This window comes from Pseudomonas sp. TE3552, from assembly GCF_056278945.1.
Genome location: NZ_JBWBQJ010000001.1, coordinates 3,561,960 through 3,580,399, shown reverse-complemented (window position 1 = coordinate 3,580,399; position 18,440 = coordinate 3,561,960). Strand labels below are relative to the sequence as shown.

At 60.3% G+C, this 18,440-nt stretch carries 18 protein-coding genes and 1 pseudogene; 9 read left to right on the top strand and 10 right to left on the bottom strand.

The window, feature by feature from the left end:
- The 5 genes from ACZ9BB_RS16055 to ACZ9BB_RS16035 are packed head-to-tail and all read left to right on the top strand — an operon-like array spanning position 1 to position 4,606.
- Positions 1-1,989 (top strand): heme lyase CcmF/NrfE family subunit, encoded by a 1,989-nt coding sequence (locus tag ACZ9BB_RS16055; RefSeq protein WP_476214585.1) that lies wholly within the window; start codon positions 1-3, stop codon positions 1,987-1,989.
- Positions 1,986-2,522, top strand: coding sequence for a DsbE family thiol:disulfide interchange protein (locus tag ACZ9BB_RS16050; RefSeq protein WP_008073023.1), 537 nt, complete (start codon positions 1,986-1,988; stop codon positions 2,520-2,522). The genes ACZ9BB_RS16055 and ACZ9BB_RS16050 overlap by 4 nt, the downstream gene beginning before the upstream one ends.
- Positions 2,519-2,992 carry a cytochrome c-type biogenesis protein gene (locus ACZ9BB_RS16045; RefSeq protein ID WP_476214584.1) on the top strand — a complete coding sequence of 158 codons (474 nt, stop codon included), beginning with the start codon at positions 2,519-2,521 and terminating at the stop codon, positions 2,990-2,992. Before ACZ9BB_RS16050 ends, ACZ9BB_RS16045 begins: the two co-directional genes overlap by 4 nt.
- The gene (ccmI, locus tag ACZ9BB_RS16040) at positions 2,985-4,187 is read left to right on the top strand and encodes a c-type cytochrome biogenesis protein CcmI (RefSeq protein WP_476214583.1); all 1,203 of its coding nucleotides are present in this window, start codon (positions 2,985-2,987) and stop codon (positions 4,185-4,187) included. The genes ACZ9BB_RS16045 and ccmI overlap by 8 nt, the downstream gene beginning before the upstream one ends.
- Positions 4,188-4,201: 14 nt before the next feature.
- Positions 4,202-4,606: a hypothetical protein gene (locus tag ACZ9BB_RS16035; protein ID WP_476214582.1), complete on the top strand. Its 405-nt coding sequence runs from the start codon at positions 4,202-4,204 to the stop codon at positions 4,604-4,606.
- A 79-nt stretch (positions 4,607-4,685) separates the two neighbouring features.
- On the opposite strand, the pseudogene ACZ9BB_RS16030 reads toward ACZ9BB_RS16035, so the two are convergent.
- Positions 4,686-4,892 (bottom strand): annotated as a pseudogene (locus ACZ9BB_RS16030) (hypothetical protein); the annotation flags it as partial.
- A gap of 84 nt (positions 4,893-4,976) precedes the next feature.
- On the opposite strand from ACZ9BB_RS16030, the gene ACZ9BB_RS16025 reads away from it, so the two are divergent.
- On the top strand, positions 4,977-5,189 hold the full coding sequence (locus ACZ9BB_RS16025) for a type II toxin-antitoxin system HicA family toxin (RefSeq protein WP_476214581.1): 213 nt from the start codon (positions 4,977-4,979) through the stop codon (positions 5,187-5,189).
- Entirely contained in the window at positions 5,189-5,593 is a 405-nt protein-coding gene (locus ACZ9BB_RS16020) for a type II toxin-antitoxin system HicB family antitoxin (RefSeq protein WP_008014960.1), read from the top strand. The genes ACZ9BB_RS16025 and ACZ9BB_RS16020 overlap by 1 nt, the downstream gene beginning before the upstream one ends.
- 90 nt (positions 5,594-5,683) lie before the next feature.
- Here the strand turns inward: ACZ9BB_RS16020 and ACZ9BB_RS16015 are convergent, their stop codons facing one another.
- Positions 5,684-6,889 (bottom strand): MFS transporter, encoded by a 1,206-nt coding sequence (locus ACZ9BB_RS16015; RefSeq protein ID WP_476214580.1) that lies wholly within the window; start codon positions 6,887-6,889, stop codon positions 5,684-5,686.
- A gap of 226 nt (positions 6,890-7,115) precedes the next feature.
- Between ACZ9BB_RS16015 and ACZ9BB_RS16010 the strand changes: the two genes are divergently transcribed.
- Positions 7,116-7,745, top strand: a complete 630-nt coding sequence (locus ACZ9BB_RS16010; protein WP_476214579.1) for a hypothetical protein — start codon at positions 7,116-7,118, stop codon at positions 7,743-7,745.
- 113 nt (positions 7,746-7,858) lie between these two features.
- Here the strand turns inward: ACZ9BB_RS16010 and ACZ9BB_RS16005 are convergent, their stop codons facing one another.
- From ACZ9BB_RS16005 to gcl, 8 genes are all read right to left on the bottom strand, one after another.
- Entirely contained in the window at positions 7,859-8,857 is a 999-nt protein-coding gene (locus tag ACZ9BB_RS16005) for a sulfate ABC transporter substrate-binding protein (protein WP_476214578.1), read from the bottom strand.
- A 106-nt stretch (positions 8,858-8,963) separates the two neighbouring features.
- The gene (locus ACZ9BB_RS16000) at positions 8,964-9,788 is read right to left on the bottom strand and encodes an ion transporter (RefSeq protein ID WP_476214577.1); all 825 of its coding nucleotides are present in this window, start codon (positions 9,786-9,788) and stop codon (positions 8,964-8,966) included.
- Between the two features lie 21 nt (positions 9,789-9,809).
- The gene (locus tag ACZ9BB_RS15995) at positions 9,810-10,724 is read right to left on the bottom strand and encodes an urea transporter (RefSeq protein WP_476214576.1); all 915 of its coding nucleotides are present in this window, start codon (positions 10,722-10,724) and stop codon (positions 9,810-9,812) included.
- Between the two features lie 278 nt (positions 10,725-11,002).
- Positions 11,003-12,418 (bottom strand): pyruvate kinase, encoded by a 1,416-nt coding sequence (pyk, locus tag ACZ9BB_RS15990; protein WP_476214575.1) that lies wholly within the window; start codon positions 12,416-12,418, stop codon positions 11,003-11,005.
- Positions 12,408-13,688, bottom strand: coding sequence for a glycerate kinase type-2 family protein (locus ACZ9BB_RS15985; RefSeq protein ID WP_476214574.1), 1,281 nt, complete (start codon positions 13,686-13,688; stop codon positions 12,408-12,410). The genes pyk and ACZ9BB_RS15985 overlap by 11 nt, the downstream gene beginning before the upstream one ends.
- Positions 13,689-13,889: 201 nt before the next feature.
- Positions 13,890-14,780, bottom strand: coding sequence for a 2-hydroxy-3-oxopropionate reductase (locus ACZ9BB_RS15980; protein WP_057398406.1), 891 nt, complete (start codon positions 14,778-14,780; stop codon positions 13,890-13,892).
- Between the two features lie 211 nt (positions 14,781-14,991).
- Positions 14,992-15,774: a hydroxypyruvate isomerase gene (hyi, locus tag ACZ9BB_RS15975; RefSeq protein WP_476214573.1), complete on the bottom strand. Its 783-nt coding sequence runs from the start codon at positions 15,772-15,774 to the stop codon at positions 14,992-14,994.
- A 167-nt stretch (positions 15,775-15,941) separates the two neighbouring features.
- A complete protein-coding gene (gene gcl, locus ACZ9BB_RS15970) occupies positions 15,942-17,717 on the bottom strand; it encodes a glyoxylate carboligase (RefSeq protein ID WP_476214572.1) in 1,776 nt (591 codons plus the stop codon).
- Between the two features lie 266 nt (positions 17,718-17,983).
- Between gcl and ACZ9BB_RS15965 the strand changes: the two genes are divergently transcribed.
- Positions 17,984-18,424 (top strand): GlcG/HbpS family heme-binding protein, encoded by a 441-nt coding sequence (locus ACZ9BB_RS15965; RefSeq protein ID WP_007939170.1) that lies wholly within the window; start codon positions 17,984-17,986, stop codon positions 18,422-18,424.
- Positions 18,425-18,440: the final 16 nt, after the last annotated feature.

Sequence of the window (18,440 nt, the reverse complement as noted above, 5' to 3'; positions counted from 1 at the left end):
ATGACTTCCGGCATCTTTATTCCCGAACTCGGCCACTTGGCCATGATCCTGGCGCTGTGTTTCGCGCTGGTTCAAGCCGTGGTGCCGTTGCTCGGTGCCTGGCGTGGCGACCGTCTATGGATGAGCCTGGCCCAGCCGGCCGCGTGGGGGCAGTTCGCGTTTCTGCTGTTCGCTTTCGGTTGCCTGACGTATGCCTTCATGGCGGACGACTTCTCCGTCGCCTATGTCGCCAGCAACTCCAACAGCGCGCTGCCGTGGTACTACAAATTCAGCGCCGTGTGGGGCGCTCACGAAGGTTCGTTGTTGCTGTGGGCGTTGATCCTCGGCGGCTGGACCTTTGCGGTGTCGGTGTTCTCCCGGCAACTGCCGCAAGTGATGCTGGCCCGGGTGCTGGCGGTGATGGGCATGATCAGCACCGGTTTCCTGCTGTTCCTGATCCTGACGTCTAACCCTTTCGCCCGAATCCTGCCGCAGATGCCGACGGATGGGCGCGACCTCAATCCATTGCTGCAAGACATCGGCCTGATCGTTCACCCGCCGATGTTGTACATGGGTTACGTCGGTTTCTCCGTGGCCTTCGCCTTCGCCATCGCCGCGTTGCTGGGCGGTCGTCTCGATGCGGCGTGGGCGCGCTGGTCCCGTCCGTGGACCATCGTCGCCTGGGCCTTCCTCGGTATCGGCATTACGTTGGGCTCCTGGTGGGCCTACTACGAACTCGGCTGGGGTGGCTGGTGGTTCTGGGACCCGGTGGAAAACGCGTCCTTCATGCCTTGGCTGGTGGGCACGGCGCTGATTCACTCGTTGGCGGTCACGGAAAAACGTGGTGTGTTCAAGAGCTGGACGGTGTTGCTGGCCATCGCCGCGTTCTCCTTGAGCCTGCTGGGGACTTTCCTGGTGCGTTCCGGCGTGCTGACTTCGGTTCATGCCTTTGCGTCCGACCCTGAACGCGGTGTGTTCATTCTGATCTTCCTGCTGTTTGTGGTCGGTGGTTCGCTGACGCTGTTTGCCCTGCGCGCTCCGGTGGTCAAGAGCCACGTCGGCTTCAACCTCTGGTCCCGGGAAACCCTGCTGCTGGGCAATAACCTGGTGCTGGTGGTGGCCGCGTCGATGATCCTGCTCGGTACCTTGTATCCGCTGATCCTGGACGCGATGACCGGCGCCAAGCTGTCGGTTGGCCCGCCGTACTTCAACGCCTTGTTCATTCCGTTGATGGCATTGCTGATGCTGGTGATGGCGGTCGGTGTGATCGTACGCTGGAAAGACACGCCGGTGAAATGGCTGCTGAGCATGCTCACCCCGGTGTTGCTTGGCAGCGCTGCGCTGGCTGTCGTGGTCGGTGTCGCTTACGGTGATTTCAACTGGGCGGTGCTGGCGACCTTCATGCTCGCCGCCTGGGTATTGCTGGCCGGTGTGCGGGACATTTTCGACAAGACGCGTCACAAAGGCCTGATCAAAGGCCTGCCGACCCTGACCCGCAGCTATTGGGGCATGCAAGTCGCGCATTTGGGCATTGCCGTGTGCGCGCTGGGTGTCGTGTTGTCGAGCCAGAACAGTGCCGAGCGTGATCTGCGCCTGGCGCCGGGCGAGTCCATGAGCCTGGCCGGTTACCAGTTTGTGTTCGAAGGCGCCAAGCATTTCGAAGGGCCGAACTTCACGTCCGACAAGGGCACCGTGCGGGTGATCCGCGATGGCAAGGAAGTCAGCGTGCTGCACCCGGAAAAACGCCTCTACACCGTGCAGAACTCGGTGATGACCGAAGCCGGGATCGATGCCGGTTTCACCCGTGACCTTTACGTTGCACTGGGCGAGCCGTTGGGCGAGGGCGCCTGGGCGGTTCGTGTGCACGTCAAACCGTTTGTGCGCTGGATCTGGTTCGGCGGTCTGCTTACAGGTTTCGGCGGTTTGCTGGCGGCGCTGGATCGCCGTTATCGGGTCAAGGTGAAAAGCCGCGTGCGTGAAGCACTTGGCATGACGGGAGCCACTGCATGAGACGTTGGTTGATGCTGTTGCCACTGGCGATTTTTCTGGTGGTTGCTGTTTTTCTGTATCGGGGGCTGTACCTAAACCCGGCCGAGCTACCTTCGGCGATGATCAACAAACCGTTCCCGGAGTTTTCGCTGCCATCGGTGCAGGGTGACAAAACCCTGACTAAAGCGGATCTTCTGGGTAAACCGGCATTGGTCAACGTCTGGGGCACCTGGTGCATTTCCTGCCGGGTCGAGCACCCGGTGCTGAACAAATTGGCGCAGCAAGGCGTGGTGATCTACGGCGTCAACTATAAGGACGTCAACGCCGATGCCTTGAAGTGGCTGGCTGAGTTCCATAACCCGTATCAACTGGACATCCGTGACGATGCCGGCACCCTGGGCCTGAACCTCGGCGTGTACGGTGCGCCGGAAACCTTCTTCATCGACGCCAAGGGCATCATCCGCGACAAATTCGTCGGCGTGATCGACGAACAAGTCTGGCGCGAAAAACTGGCGGCCAAGTATCAGGCGCTGGTCGACGAGGCCAAGCCATGAAGCGCTGGATCGCCGCCGCCGTTCTGGGCTTGAGCATGGCCGGTGTGGCCCACGCGGCTATCGACACCTATGAGTTCGCCAAAGAAGGCGACCGCGAACGTTTTCGCGAGCTGACCAAAGAGCTGCGTTGCCCCAAGTGCCAGAATCAGGACATCGCCGACTCCAACGCACCGATCGCCGCCGACCTGCGCAAAGAGATTTTCCGCATGCTCGGCGAGGGCAAGGACAACCAGCAGATCATCGATTTCATGGTTGATCGTTACGGTGATTTCGTCCGTTACAAACCCGCCTTGAACGCTAAAACCGCGCTGCTCTGGTTCGGCCCCGCCGGCCTCCTGCTGGGCGGTTTTGTGGTCATCGCCGTGATCGTCCGCCGTCGTCGCGTGCAACGCACTGACACCCCGGACGCACTTTCCCTTGATGAGCGCGAGCGCCTCGACCACCTGTTGGATAAAACCAAGAATGATTGATTTCTGGCTCGCTGCAGGTCTGCTGCTTCTGGTTGCCCTGAGTTTTCTGTTGATCCCCGTTCTACGTGGTCGTCGTGCCCAGCTTGAAGAGGATCGTACGGCGCTGAACGTCGCCCTTTATCAAGAACGCGTGGCTGAGTTGCAGGCTCAGCAGGAAGAGGGCGTACTCGACTCCGAGCAAATGGACACCGGCCGCGCCGAAGCTGCCCGTGAACTGCTTGCCGACACTGAAGGCGTCGAGGCGCCGCGAGTGTCACGTCTGGGCAAACCGTTGCCATTGCTCGCGGCGATCCTGGTACCGGTGCTGGGTCTTGGGCTGTACCTGCATTTCGGGGCCAGCGACAAAGTCGAGTTGACTCGCGAATTCGCCCAGGCGCCACAGTCTATGGAAGAGATGACCAAGCGCCTGGAGCGTGCGGTCGCCGCTCAACCGGATTCGGCCGAAGGCCTGTACTTCCTCGGCCGCACCTACATGGCCCAGGACCGTCCGGCTGATGCAGCGAAGATCTTCGAACGCACCGTGAACCTGGCCGGTCGTCAGCCGGAACTGCTCGGGCAATGGGCACAGGCGCAATACTTCGCCGATGGCAAGAAGTGGTCGGACAAGGTCCAGGCCCTGACCGACGAAGCGCTGAAAGCTGATCCAAAGGAAGTCACCAGCCTCGGTCTGCTGGGCATCGCAGCCTTCGAAGGCGAGCGTTACCAGCAAGCCATCGACTACTGGAGTCGCCTATTGGCGCAACTGCCGCCCGATGACCCATCCCGTGTTGCGCTGCAAGGTGGCATCACTCGGGCCGCCGAGAAACTTCAAGCCAGCGGTGGCAAAGTGGCCGAGACTCCAGTCGCGAAGGTCGCCGCACTGCTCAAGGTGCGTGTCGATCTGGCGCCAGACCTGAAAGCCAAGGTCCAGCCCGGCGACAGCGTGTTCATTTTCGCCCGCGCTGTCTCCGGCCCGCCCGCACCGCTGGCCGCCAAGCGTCTGACCGTCGCCGACTTGCCGGCAACCGTCGAACTGGGCGATGCCGACGCAATGATGCCGCAGTTGAAACTGTCGAACTTCCCTGAAGTCCAACTGGTTGCGCGCATCTCCCGCGCCGGCCAACCGACTGCCGGCGAATGGATCGGTCGCAGCCAACCCTTGGCCACCAGCACCACCGCGCAACAAAAACTGACCATCGACAGCCCGGATAAATAACAGGAAGCGCCACCATGACCGCCATCGCTCGTATCACTCTGCTCAGTATGGTTTTGGGGTTAAGCGCTTGTGCGGTCCAGGAGTACGAACCCGAACGGTTGCCGCCAATCCCGCCGTCGGGGCCGAGCACCAAACCGGCTCCGCCGACCACACCGAGCAAACCGAGTACGCCGGTCAAACCGTCAAAACCGATACCACGCACCTCCGCCAGCTTCGCCCCACCACCTGGGGGCAACAGCCATTGGGATGCCAAACTCGGTGTTTACGTCCTCGACAACCAAACCAACACCTTCTACCGCCAGCGCACCTACTACCGCTGGAACAACGGCTGGAGCCGCTCGATCAGCCCGAACGGGCCATGGGAAGAGACAGACATCCATGGTGTGCCGGGCGGGCTGGGCAGACAATTCGGGCAGTAAACAGAAACGGCGATCTCAGGATCGCCGTTTTGCTTTTTGGCGTTTGTGAGAGATGTTCAGAGCATCGCCCGCTTTAAGGGCCTTCTGCCAATGCGGCCAGGATGTCGACCAGCAATCGAAGGGCTGATGTAGGCAGTTCGACGCGGTGAGCTTCGTTCTGCTCGTCGAAAATCTGGATGCGCTGGGTTTCGAACTGAGTCGCAAGATAGGCGCCGAGGGCGCGCTGGCCTTCGAGAGCGGCCTGTCTCTGTTTACGTCTCGAGCAAATCAACACCCTGTAAAACAACCGAGCGTCGCGATCCGGATTTCTGTGCTTGAGTAAATATAACTCTAGGGTTATTTTTGTTTGGCCGGAGCAAGGAGGCTGGTGGTGCAGAGCAGGTTATTGATCAAAGAGCTGATAGAGGCGGGCTGGACACTGGACCGGGTCACCGGCAGTCATCACCTCTTCACTCACCGTTACAACCCGTACACGATACCCGTCCCACATCCGAAAAAGGGTTTGCCGATCGGGACGGTCAAAAGCATCAGGAGGCGAGCCGGGCTTTATTGCCCGGGAGCCAGTTTGGCAGGAGATCCATAATGCAATACCCAATCTGTATCGAGTGGGGCGACGAGAACACCGCCATCGGTATTCAGATCCCCGATATTCCTGGCGCCGTAACGGCCGGGGATACGTTTGAAGACGCTTACAACGCTGCGGTCGAAATTGCTCATATCATGCTGCAGGAAATCATGGCAGACGGGGAGTCGATTCCGATGCCGACCTCAGCGGCTGCGCACCGCGAGAATCCAGAATTTGCCGACATGGGTTGGGGGATGCTGGAGTTGGACATCTCGCCGTATCTGGGCAAGACCGAGAAGGTCAACGTCACGCTGCCTGGCTACGTGATCCAGCGTATTGACCGTTATGTGCGAGAGCACAATGTCAAAAGCCGCTCCTCTTTTCTCGCGGATGCGGCGATGGAGAAGCTGGTTCGGCATTGAGTGATATCAGTCAAATCGCCTTCGCGGGCAAGGCTCGCTCAGGGTTAGTGTAAGACCTGAGCGAGGCTTGCCCGCGAAGCTTTTAGCGTCCTAAGCCGTTGCCAACGAACGCCTCTGCGAAACACTCAAAAACCGCAACAACGCCAATAACGGAAACGCACTACCCACCACCACGATCCACAACCAGCCGCCATGCTCATACACCGCACTGGCCACCGATGAACCGAATGCGCCACCGATGAAGATGCTGGTCATGTACAACGCATTCAGACGGCCACGGCTTTTGGCGTCGAGGGCGTAGACCGCGCGCTGGCCAAGGACCATGTTCATCTGCACACAGAAATCCAGCACCACGCCGGTCACGGCCAGGCCGATGACGCTGAAGGCCGGATGGATGAAGGCGGGCACAAAGCTCAGGCTGGCAAACAGCAGGGCCAGCAGTGAAGCGATACGGGTGTGGCCGGCATCAGCCAGTCGACCGGCGATGGGGGCAGCGATGGCGCCAATGGCCCCGACCAGGGCGAAGATCGCGATCTGGGTTTGCGACAGGCCATGATTACGCGCCAGTTCCAGCGGTACGGCGGTCCAGAACAGGCTGAACGTGGCGAACATGCAACCCTGATAAAACGCCCGCTGACGCAAAACCGGTTGCTGGCGCAGCAGCGTCCAGAGTGAACCCAGTAATTGGCCATAAGAGGCGCTGTGATCAGGCTGGCGTTTGGGCACTGTCAGGGCCAGCACGAGGCTGATCGCTGCCATCAACACCGCCGCAATGACAAACATTGCGCGCCAACCGAAATGGTCAGCCACCACGCTCGACACCGGCCGTGCCAGCAGAATCCCCAGCAGCAAACCGCCCATGATTCCGCCGACCACGCGGCCGCGCGATTCTTCCGGTGTCAGGTGGGCGGCCAGCGGAATCAGGATTTGCACCGATACCGAACTGAAACCCACCAGCAACGAGATCAGCAGAAACACGTTCGGTTGATCGGTGAACGCCGCACCCAACAGACTGACGATCGCCACCACGGTGGTGATGATCATCAAGCGACGGTTTTCCAGCAGATCGCCCAGCGGCACCAGAAAGAACAGGCCCAGCGCATAACCAATCTGCGTCAGCGAAACGATCAGGCTGGCCATGGTGTCGGTCAGGCCGATGTCCGGCGCGATCAGGCCGATGATCGGCTGGGCGTAGTAGATGTTGGCGACGATCGCGCCGCAGCAGAAGGCGAAAAGCAGCACCATGCCCCGGGTCATTGTCGCGGCACCGTGGGGCACCTGAGTCGCTGAATTCATAACGTGGCTCGCTGAACAAGAAGGAATGCGCAGAGGCTAATCGGCTGGCTAGAGCGGCGGAAGAGGGATTGAAGTGATAGTAAATATTGCTTTGCGCAATGAGTGACGTTGCCTGCCGATGAACCCTGTGCCCAAACTTTGGGATCCGATGATACATTCACTGACATCTTGTTCGGTAGCGTGCTTATGTTCTCTCTTTACGTTTCATAAACCGGAAGGCACTTCCATGAATGCGATGTTCCGTCACCTGATTCGCAGTGCTTCAGCAGTCACCTTGATCACTATGTGCACGATAACTTTGGCCCAGGCCCAGAATGCGCCGGGTATGCGCATCGGCGTGCGCGGCGAGATCACCGGGGTCAGCGCTGACGTTTTGAAAGTCCATGTCAACAGCGGCGAAAATGTGCTGATCAACCTGACCAAGGACACCAAAGTCCGCGCCGTCACCCTGGCCAATATCGAAGACATCAAGCCTGGCAGCTACATCGGCTCGGCTGCCGTGTCTCAGGAAGATGGCACTCTCAAGGCTCTGGAAGTCCACGTCTTCCCTCCGGAACTGGCCGGCAGCGGCGACGGCCATCGGCCTTTTGATTTGGTCAAGGGCAGCAGCATGACCAACGGCAGCGTGGGCGATCTGGTGGTCAGCAATGGTCGCGTTCTGACCGTTAACTACAAGGGTGGCCAGCAGAAAATTCTGGTGCCGGAAGATGTGCCGATCGTCAATCTGGTGCCGGGGGATCGCAGCTTGCTGAAGGTGGGTGTGAAAATCGTGACGTTTGTGACCCAGAGTGCTGACGGGACGCTGACCGCTCAATCGATTGCCGCGGGCAAGGATGGCGTGACACCGCCGATGTAACTGCTCGCCACACAAGCTTGTTTGCCTAGCCCTGAAACAGGTGTGACGAAACAGCTCTCCCACAAAAAAGGCGACCCTCACCTCACAGGTCGCCTTTTCATTGAGCCCAGCGATTACTGACCGCTGTAAATCTGATCAAAAACCCCACCATCATTGAAGTGCGTCTTCTGCACAGTCCGCCAGTCACCAAAGGTCTTCTCCACCGACAAGAAATCCACTTTCGGGAAGCGATCGGTGTACTTGGCCAAAACAGCCGGATCCCGCGGACGCAGGTAGTTGGCAGCCGCAATTTCCTGTCCTTCCGGCGACCACAGGTACTTCAGGTATTCCTCTGCAGCAGCGCGAGTGCCTTTCTTGTCGACGGTTTTGTCGACCACCGACACCGGAGGTTCAGCTTCAGCGGAAACACTCGGGTAAATCACTTCGAACTGATCGCGGCCAAATTCACGTGCAATCATTTCCGCTTCGTTTTCGAAGGTCACCAGAACATCGCCGATCTGGTTGGTCATGAAGGTGGTCGTGGCCGCACGACCGCCGGTATCCAGCACTGGTGCCTGTTTGAATAGCTTGCCGACGAAGTCCTTTGCCTTGCCCTCGTCACCGCCGTTTTTCAGTACATAACCCCAGGCCGAAAGGTAGGTGTAACGGCCGTTGCCCGAGGTTTTCGGGTTGGGGACGATCACTTGCACGCCGTCCTTGAGCAGGTCCGGCCAGTCTTTCAGGGCTTTCGGGTTGCCCTTGCGCACGATGAACACAGTGGCCGAAGTAAACGGCGCGCTGTTGTTCGGCAGGCGCGTGACCCAGTTATCCGGGACCAGTTTGCCGTTGTCCGCCAAGGCGTTGATGTCGGTGGCCATGTTCATGGTGATGACGTCAGCCGGCAGGCCATCGATTACCGAGCGCGCCTGTTTGCTGGAACCGCCGAAGGACATCTGCAGCGTGATGTTTTCGTTGTGTTCGGCTTGCCAGTGTTTCTGGAAGGCAGCGTTGTAATCCTTGTAGAAGTCTCGCATCACGTCGTAGGAAACGTTGAGCAGGGTCGGTGCGGCCTGAGCCATGCTGCTCAAGGCCAGGCCAGCGGCCAGAAGTGAGGCGCCAAAGAGTTTTTTCACTGCGCATTCCTTGTTTTATCAAACGTGTTCGATGGAAAGTGTTGGCAATTTGCCCGCGACTATAGCCGGGCTCGTATAGTCGTTTAAAGATTAAAAAGCACTTTGCTTATTCCAGTTTTTTGAACAGCGCGTTGCCACAACGGGAGCAGAACGCCGCGCTATGTTCGTGGCTGTTTTTCTTGCAGGTCGGGCAATCGTGTTGCAATTGTTCACCGCGCATGGCGTTGGCCAGCTCAGCAGTAAAGATCCCCGTCGGCACGGCGATGATCGAGTAACCGGTGATCATCACCAGGGATGAAATCACCTGGCCCAACGGCGTCTTGGGCACGATGTCGCCAAAACCCACGGTGGTCAGCGTCACGATAGCCCAATAGATTCCTTTCGGGATGCTGGTGAAGCCGTGTTCCGGGCCTTCGATCACGTACATCAAGGTGCCGAACACCGTCACCAGGGTGCTGACGCTGAGCAGAAACACCACAATCTTCTGCTTGCTGCCGTGCAGCGCCGACATCAGGTAGTTGGCTTGCTTGAGATACGGGCTGAGCTTGAGTACGCGGAAAATCCGCAGCATCCGAATGATCCGGATAATCAGCAAGTACTGCGCATCGGCGTAATACAGCGCAAGAATGCCGGGCACGATCGCCAGTAAATCCACCAGGCCATAGAAGCTGAACGCGTACCTCAGCGGCTTGGGCGAGCAGTACAGGCGCAGGCCGTATTCGACGACGAAAATGACGGTGAAGCCCCATTCGATGTACGCCAGCACGTCGGCGTAGTTCTGGTGAACGCTGTCGATACTGTCCAGAACCACGATCACCAGGCTGGCGAGGATGATCAACAGCAAGATACTGTCAAAACGTCGACCGGCCTGGGTGTCGGTCTGGAAGATCATGACGTAAAGCTCTTCACGCCAGTTTTTGCTGATGTCCATGGATAACGCCTGAATCGAGAATCAGCGCAGCCTAGGGTGATTCTCCCCGGTAGTGCAAGGCACGCTGTCTTTGGCGGCCTGACGCAGCACCCGAATGCCGGCACGCATCAGCCAGCAGGCGAGGATGAACGGCGCGGTCAGCGTGGCCAGACCGAGTGCGGCGAAACCCGGTGTAAGCAGGATCGCCAAGACGATGCCGAGCAGCGGCAACCACGGTTGACTGCGTTGTGGGCTGAAAGCGAGGGCGGCGAGCACGGCGTTATAAGCGCTTAAACCGAGCAGCGCGGTTGATGTTTCGTGATGCGCAAGGGCGAATCCGAGGCCGGCAGCGGAGCCGAGCAGCGCCCACAGGCAGGCACGGCGGTCGGCGATCAGCAATCCGGCCGCGATTAGCGCGCCGGCCAGGGGATGGCCGAGAAACATGACTTGCCCCAGCCCTTTCAGTTCGGCGGCGAGCAGGTTGAGGGTGTTCAGTTCGATCACAGGTTCTGGTTGCGGTGGTGCGGCAAAGCCGAGCAATAACCAGCTCAATCCAACGAAAGGTGCGGTGTAAGCCGGTAGACGTTGTTGATCACGGGCGCCTTTGAGCCATTGCTGAGTGAGCATTGCACTCAGGCCGCCGCTGGCAATGATCAACGGCGGCAACAGCGCCGACCACGGGAAATACAGACTCAGCAGCAGGCCGAGCAGAATACCGTTGTAACTGAACAGCCCGGCCTGTCGATCCGCCTTGGCGTATCCGCGACGTTGCGCGGTGAGCAACCCGGCGACACCGCCCAACAGCGCACCGCCGAGCAGGGCTGGGGCGGTGAGCAGGATGGCTAAAAGGCACAGCAGTCCGCACAGCGGATGGCGCTGGAGGAAAATTTGACTGAAACCGTTGAGCAGGGCGGTGGCCCAGTCGGGGCAGTGGGTGTTGAAGTGGTTGGCAGGCATTTTAGGTCTGTGTGTCAGAGGAACCGTGTTGCCTGCATCGCGAGCAGGCTCGCCACCACACTGAATCTCTGTTCAGTCGCCAAATTTGTGGAACGAGCCTGCTCGCGATGAGGCCGGTACAAGCGTTAAATCATTGTGGCGAGGGAGCTTGCTCCCGCTGGGCTGCGAAGCGGCCCCAAAATCGGCGAATGCGGTCTTTCTGTTGAAGCCGTCATGCCAAAACGACGACTGCTTCGCAGCCGAGCGGGAGCAAGCTCCCTCGCCACAAAAGTTTTTTCCTAAATCAACGTCTCGATGCGCAACGAATTGGTCGACCCCGGTTGCCCAAATGGCACACCTGCCGTGATCAACAACGTATCCCCCCGCTGAGCCATCCCCTGTGCCTGCGCAATCTCCAGCGCCGTCGAGCACACTTCGTCAACCTGCCGCAGCCGATCATTGACCACTGAGTGCACGCCCCACGCCACCGTCAACCGGCGAGCGGTCTGCAGATTCGGCGTCAGGTTGAGAATCGGCACCGTCGGCCGTTCCCGCGCCGCCCGCAGGCTCGAGGTACCAGACTCGCTGTAGTTCACCAGCACCGCCACCGGCAGCACGTTGCTGATGCGGCGGATCGCGCAGCTGATCGCGTCCGATACCGTGGCCTCGGCTTTCGGTCGGCTCACGTCCAGTTGCGTTTGATAATCCGGGCCGTTTTCCACCTGACGGATGATTTTGCTCATCATCTGCACGGCTTCCAGCGGGTACTCGCCGGAAGCGGTTTCCGCCGACAGCATCACCGCGTCCGCACCTTCGGCCACCGCGTTGGCAACGTCGGTGACTTCGGCGCGGGTCGGGGCCGGTGAGAAGCGCATCGACTCCAGCATTTGCGTCGCCACCACCACCGGTTTGCCGAGTTGGCGGCAGGTGCCGATGATGTTTTTCTGAATCTGCGGCACGCTCTCGGCCGGCACTTCCACGCCCAGATCACCGCGAGCGACCATGATTGCATCGCTCAATTCAGCGATTTCCCGCAGTTGAGTCACGGCCGATGGCTTCTCGATCTTGGCCATCAGGAAGGCCTTGTCGCCGATCAATGCGCGGGCTTCGAGAATGTCTTCCGGACGTTGCACGAACGACAACGCGACCCAGTCCACCCCCAGCTCCAGACCGAAGCTCAAGTCGCGACGGTCCTTGACGGTCAGCGGGCTCAGGTCGAGTACCGCTTGCGGTACGTTGACGCCTTTGCGGTCCGACAGTTCGCCGCCGTTGAGCACCGTAGTGTCGATGGCGTCGGCGTACTTGGTCACCACTCGCAGGCGCAGTTTTCCGTCGTCCAGCAGCAGGTCCATGCCGGGCTCCAGGGCGGCGATGATTTCCGGGTGGGGCAGGTTGACCCGGCGCTCGTCCCCTGGCGTCGCATCCAGATCCAGGCGCAGCGCCTGACCGCGATGCAGCTGCACTTTGCCCTGGGCGAATTTGCCGACCCGCAGTTTCGGGCCTTGCAGGTCCATCAGAATCCCCAGCGGGTAATTCAGCTGGCGCTCGACTTCACGAATCCACTGATAGCGCTGCGCGTGGTCGGCGTGATCGCCGTGGCTGAAGTTCAGGCGAAAGATATTGACCCCGGCGCGCACCAGTTCACGGATATCGTCGATCCCGTCGGTGGCCGGGCCGAGGGTGGCGAGGATTTTGACCTTCTTGTCAGGCGTCATGTTTAGGGCTCTCGAGAATCAGGATGGCGCGGAAGTCGTTGACGTTGGTGCGGGTCGGCTCAGTGACGATCAGTGCATCGAGCGCCGCGAAGTAGCCATAGCCATTGTTGTTGTCCAACTCATCGCTGGCGCTCAGGCCGAGCGCGGCGGCGCGAGCGTAACTTTCCGGTGTCATGATGGCGCCGGCGTTGTCTTCGGAACCGTCGATACCGTCGGTGTCCCCGGCCAGGGCGTAGACGCCGGGCAGGCCTTTGAGGCTGTCGGTCAGGCTCAGCAGGAATTCGGCGTTGCGCCCGCCACGGCCATTGCCACGCACGGTGACGGTGGTTTCGCCGCCGGACAGAATCACACACGGTGCCGCCAACGGCTGGCCGTGCTGGACGATCTGCCGGGCAATGCCGGCATGGACTTTCGCCACGTCCCGGGATTCACCTTCCAGGTCACCGAGAATCAGTGGACTGAAACCGGCCTGACGGGCTTTCACCGCGGCCGCTTCCAGCGATTGCTGTGGGCGGGCGATCAGTTGGAAATGACTGCGGGCCAGGCTCGGATCGCCGGGTTTGACCGTTTCCGACTCGGGACTTTGCAGCCAGTTGCGCACCGAGGCCGGGACTTCGATGGCATAACGCTTGAGGATCGCCAGCGCTTCGGCCGAAGTGCTCGGGTCGGCCACGGTGGGGCCGGACGCGATGACCGTGGCGAGATCGCCCGGTACATCAGAAATCGCATAGGTATAAACCGTGGCTGGCCAGCAGGCTTTGCCCAGACGACCGCCCTTGATCGCCGAGAGGTGCTTGCGCACGCAGTTCATCTCGCCGATGGTCGCGCCGGATTTGAGCAGGGCTTTGTTGATCGATTGTTTGTCGGCCAGGGTGATGCCGGCGGCGGGCAAGGCGAGCAGGGCAGAGCCACCGCCAGACAACAAGAAGATCACACGGTCGTTTTCGCTCAGGTCGCTGACCAGCTCCAGCACCCGTTTCGCGACGGCCAGACCGGCGGCATCCGGCACCGGGTGCGCGGCTTCGACCACTTCGATTTTTTCGCATGGGGCGCCGTGGCCGTAGCGGGTCACCACTAGGCCTGACACTTCACCCTGCCAGCAGCGCTCGACCACCTGGGCCATGGCCGCCGCGGCTTTACCGGCGCCGATGACGATCACCCGACCGCTGCGATCGGTTGGCAAATGGGCTTCAAGGACGTGCTGCGGATGGGCCGCGTCGATGGCTGTGGCAAACAGCTCGCGCAGCAATTGTTGCGGATCGACCGACATGGCGGGCTCCCGGAATTCTTGTTGTTGGAGGGCGACTCGGTTCCCTGTGGGAGCGAATCTGTGGCGAGGGGGCTTGCCCCCGTTGGGTTGCGCAGCAGCCCCCAAATCTCTGATGCACCAAAGATCTTGTGAGTGCTGCGCACTCAAACGGGGGCAAGCCCCCTCGCCACAGACTCGCTCCTACAGGGGCGGGTGATGGTGTTATTTATCGCGAATCGAGAAATTCGCCATGTGTTCCAGGCCCTTGATCAGTGCCGAGTGATCCCAGTTGCTGCCACCGATGGCCGCGCAGGTGCTGAACACCTGCTGGGTATTGGCGGTGTTCGGCAGGTTGATGTTCAACTCCTTGGCACCTTGCAGGGCCAGGTTCAGGTCCTTCTGGTGCAGGCTGATGCGGAAGCCCGGGTCGAAAGTGCCTTTGATCATGCGCTCGCCATGGACTTCGAGAATCTTCGACGAGGCGAAACCGCCCATCAGCGCTTCACGGACCTTGGCCGGATCGGCACCGTTTTTCGAGGCGAACAGCAGCGCTTCGGCCACCGCCTGGATGTTCAGCGCGACGATGATCTGGTTCGCCACTTTCGCGGTTTGCCCGTCGCCATTGCCACCGACCAAGGTGATGTTCTTGCCCATGGCCTGGAACAGCGGCAGGGCGCGTTCGAAGGCATCGGCGTCGCCACCAACCATGATGCTCAGGGTCGCGGCCTTGGCACCGACTTCACCGCCGGACACAGGCGCGTCGAGGTATTGCGCGCCTTTCTCGTTGATTTTGGCCGCGAAGGTCTTGGTGGCGGTTGGCGAGATCGAGCTCATGTCGATCACCACTTTGCCCTTGCTCACGCCCGCCGCAACGCCGTCGGCACGGAACAGCACGTCATCGACCTGCGGGGTATCCGGCACCATGACGATGATGAATTCCGCTTCCTGGGCGACTTCTTTCGGGTTGGCCAGCGCAACGGCGCCAGCGGCCACCAGGTCGGCAGGTGCCGGGTCGTGGTGCGCCGACAGGAACAGGCTGTGACCGGCTTTCTGCAGGTTCAACGCCATTGGGTGGCCCATGATGCCGGTGCCGATAAATCCGATTTTAGCCATGAGAAAATCCTCTTGTTTTTGTGTCGCCAAATAATGTGCGCGTAGCTGAGGTAGACACATCCTGTGGCGAGGGAGCTTGCTCCCGCTGGGTTGCGAAGCGACCCCAAACCAACCGCCGCGGTGTGTCAGGTAAAACTTGCTCGCAGGTTTTACGACTGCTTTGCAGCCGAGCGGGAGCAAGCTCCCTCGCCACAATGGTTCTGTTTCAACATCAGATCGCGTTATGGCTTTTCAACCAGCCCAGGCCCGCTTCAGTGGTGGTCAGCGGCTTGTATTCACAGCCGATCCAGCCCTGATAACCGATGCGGTCCAGGTGTTCGAACAGGAAGCGGTAGTTGATTTCACCGGTGCCCGGTTCGTTGCGCCCCGGGTTGTCGGCCAACTGGATGTGGTTGATCTCGCCCAAGTGCGCAGCCATGGTCCGGGCCAGGTCGCCCTCCATGATTTGCATGTGATAGATGTCGTATTGCAGGAACAGGTTGGCGCTGCCCACCTGTTCGCGAATCGACAGGGCTTGCGCCGTGTTGTTCAGGTAGAAGCCGGGAATGTCACGAGTGTTGATCGCTTCCATCACCAGTTTGATGCCCGCCGCTTGCAGCTTGTCGGCTGCGTATTTGAGGTTGGCGACAAAGGTCTTTTCCACCGTGGCTTCGTCGACGCCTTGTGGACGAATACCGGCCAGGCAGTTGACCTGAGTGTTGCCCAGCACCTTGGCGTAAGCGATGGCCAGATCGACACCGGCGCGGAATTCTTCGACCCGATCCGGCAGGCACGCGATACCGCGCTCGCCCTTGGCCCAGTCACCGGCCGGCAGGTTGAACAGCACCTGGGTCAAGCCATTGGCATCGAGCCTGGCCTTGATTTCGGCGGAGCTGAAATCGTAGGGGAACAGGTATTCGACACCACTGAAGCCGGCCTTGGCGGCAGCGTCGAAACGGGCAAGAAAATCCTGCTCGGTGAACAACATGGACAGGTTGGCTGCGAAACGCGGCATGGTGGTCTCCCGTAAATGTGTGTAGGCCCTCTGTGGTGAGCGAGCCAGTGTGGCGAGGGAGCTTGCTCCCGCTGGGGCGCGAAGCGGCCCCAAAAACTTTGCGACTGCTTCGCAGCCGAGCGGGAGCAAGCTCCCTCGCCACACAGGCTCGCTCCCACAGGGGGGGATCAATCGAGCAGCGAAATCGCCGTTGGCGCATCGTTGCCGACCAGCGCCAGGTCTTCGAATTCGTTGACGGCGTTGATCTCGGTGCCCATGGAAATGTTGGTCACGCGCTCCAGAATGATCTCGACGATCACCGGCACCTTGAACTCCTCGATCATTTCCTGAGCCTTGCGCAGGGCTGGCTGGATCTGAGCCGGTTCGAACACCCGCAGCGCCTTGCAACCCAGGCCTTCGGCGACCGCGACGTGATCGACACCGTAGCCGTTGAGCTCCGGAGCGTTGAGGTTGTCGAAGGACAGCTGCACGCAGTAGTCCATGTCGAAACCGCGTTGGGCCTGACGGATCAGCCCCAGGTACGAGTTGTTCACCACGACGTGTATGTACGGCAGCTTGAACTGCGCGCCCACCGCCAGTTCCTCGATCATGAACTGGAAGTCGTAGTCGCCCGAGAGCGCCACCACCTTGCGGGTCGGATCAGCCTTGACCACGCCGAGCGCGGCCGGAATGGTCCAGCCCAGCGGGCCGGCCTGGCCGCAGTTGATCCAGTGACGCGGTTTGTAGACGTGCAGGAACTGCGCGCCGGCAATCTGCGACAGACCGATGGTGCTGACGTAGCAGGTGTCTTTGCCGAACACCTGGTTCATCTCTTCGTAAACCCGCTGCGGCTTGACCGGCACGTTGTCGAAGTGCGTCTTGCGCTGCAGGCTGGCTTTGCGTTGCTGGCAGTCTTGCAACCAGGCGCTGCGGTTTTTCAGCTTGCCGGCGGCTTGCCATTCGCGAGCGACTTCGATGAACACGGTCAACGCGGCAGCGGCGTCGGACACGATGCCCAGGTCTGGAGTGAACACGCGGCCGATCTGGGTCGGTTCGATGTCGACATGAATGAATTTGCGGCCTTCGGTGTAAACATCGACCGAACCGGTGTGACGGTTGGCCCAGCGGTTACCGACGCCCAATACGACGTCCGACTTCAGCATCGTGGCGTTGCCATAGCGGTGCGAGGTTTGCAGACCGACCATGCCAACCATCAGCGGGTGATCGTCCGGGATGGTGCCCCAGCCCATCAGGGTCGGGATCACTGGAATGCCGGTCAGCTCGGCGAACTCCACCAGCAACTCGCTGGCGTCGGCATTGATGATGCCACCACCGGCCACCAGCAACGGGCGTTCAGCCTGGTCGAGCATGGCCAGGGCTTTTTCCACCTGAACGCGGGTCGCGCTCGGCTTGGCCAATGGCAGTGGCTGGTAGGCGTCGATGTCGAATTCGATTTCGGCCATCTGCACGTCGAACGGCAGGTCGATCAGCACTGGGCCGGGACGACCGGAGCGCATTTCATAGAAGGCTTTCTGGAACGCGTAAGGCACCTGGCCTGGCTCCAGAACAGTGGTCGCCCACTTGGTGACCGGCTTGACTATGCTGGTGATGTCGACGGCCTGGAAGTCTTCCTTGTGCATACGAGCCCGCGGTGCTTGCCCGGTGATGCACAGGATCGGGATCGAATCGGCCGAGGCGCTGTAGAGCCCGGTGACCATGTCGGTACCAGCCGGGCCGGACGTGCCGATGCACACGCCGATGTTGCCGGCCTTGGTGCGGGTGTAGCCCTCGGCCATGTGCGAGGCGCCTTCAACGTGGCGAGCGAGGACGTGATCGATGCCACCGACCTTCTGCAAGGCCGAGTACAGCGGGTTGATCGCGGCGCCCGGGATGCCAAAAGCGGTATCGACCCCTTCACGGCGCATCACCAGAACGGCGGCTTCGATTGCTCTCATTTTGCTCATTATTTTGTGCCTCTTACGTTTTGTAATTGTATACAAGTGGCTTTGCGCAGAGTGTATTCACGGCGGACGGCGCAGGTCAATTCATTTTCTCAAGCGGCTGGTTCATTCGTCGGAAGCCCAAATGACTGTGGCTTTTCGTCGCATGTCGCGCTTTTCGAGAATTATTGTATACAAAAAAATAATTCATTGTGTTCTATTTGTTGCATAGGATTGCCCAACACAAAGCAGTCCAACGGCTTTCCCTATAACAAAATGAGGACGGCACCATGAGCGCTTTAACCTTGAAAGTCGCAGTCAACCTGGCCGATCAGGCCATCACCGCGGGCCGTGCAATCTCTGCCGCGCCATTGACCGTTGCAGTACTGGATGCCGGCGGGCACCTGATAACGCTGCAACGCGAAGACGGCGCCAGCCTGCTGCGCCCGCAAATCGCCATCGGCAAGGCCTGGGGCGCGATTGCCCTGGGCAAGGGCTCACGCCTGCTGGCCCAGGACGCCCAACAACGCCCGGCGTTCTTCGCCGCGCTGAATAGCCTGGGGCAGGGCAGTGTCGTGCCGGTGCCGGGCGGCGTGTTGGTTCGGGATCAGGACGGGACTGTGTTGGGGGCGGTCGGTATCAGTGGAGATCTGTCTGATGTCGATGAGCAATGTGCGATCCGTGCGATCGAGGGGCAGGGGTTGAAGGCGGATGCGGGGGTGGCTGGTTGATCTTCGGCGTCTGATT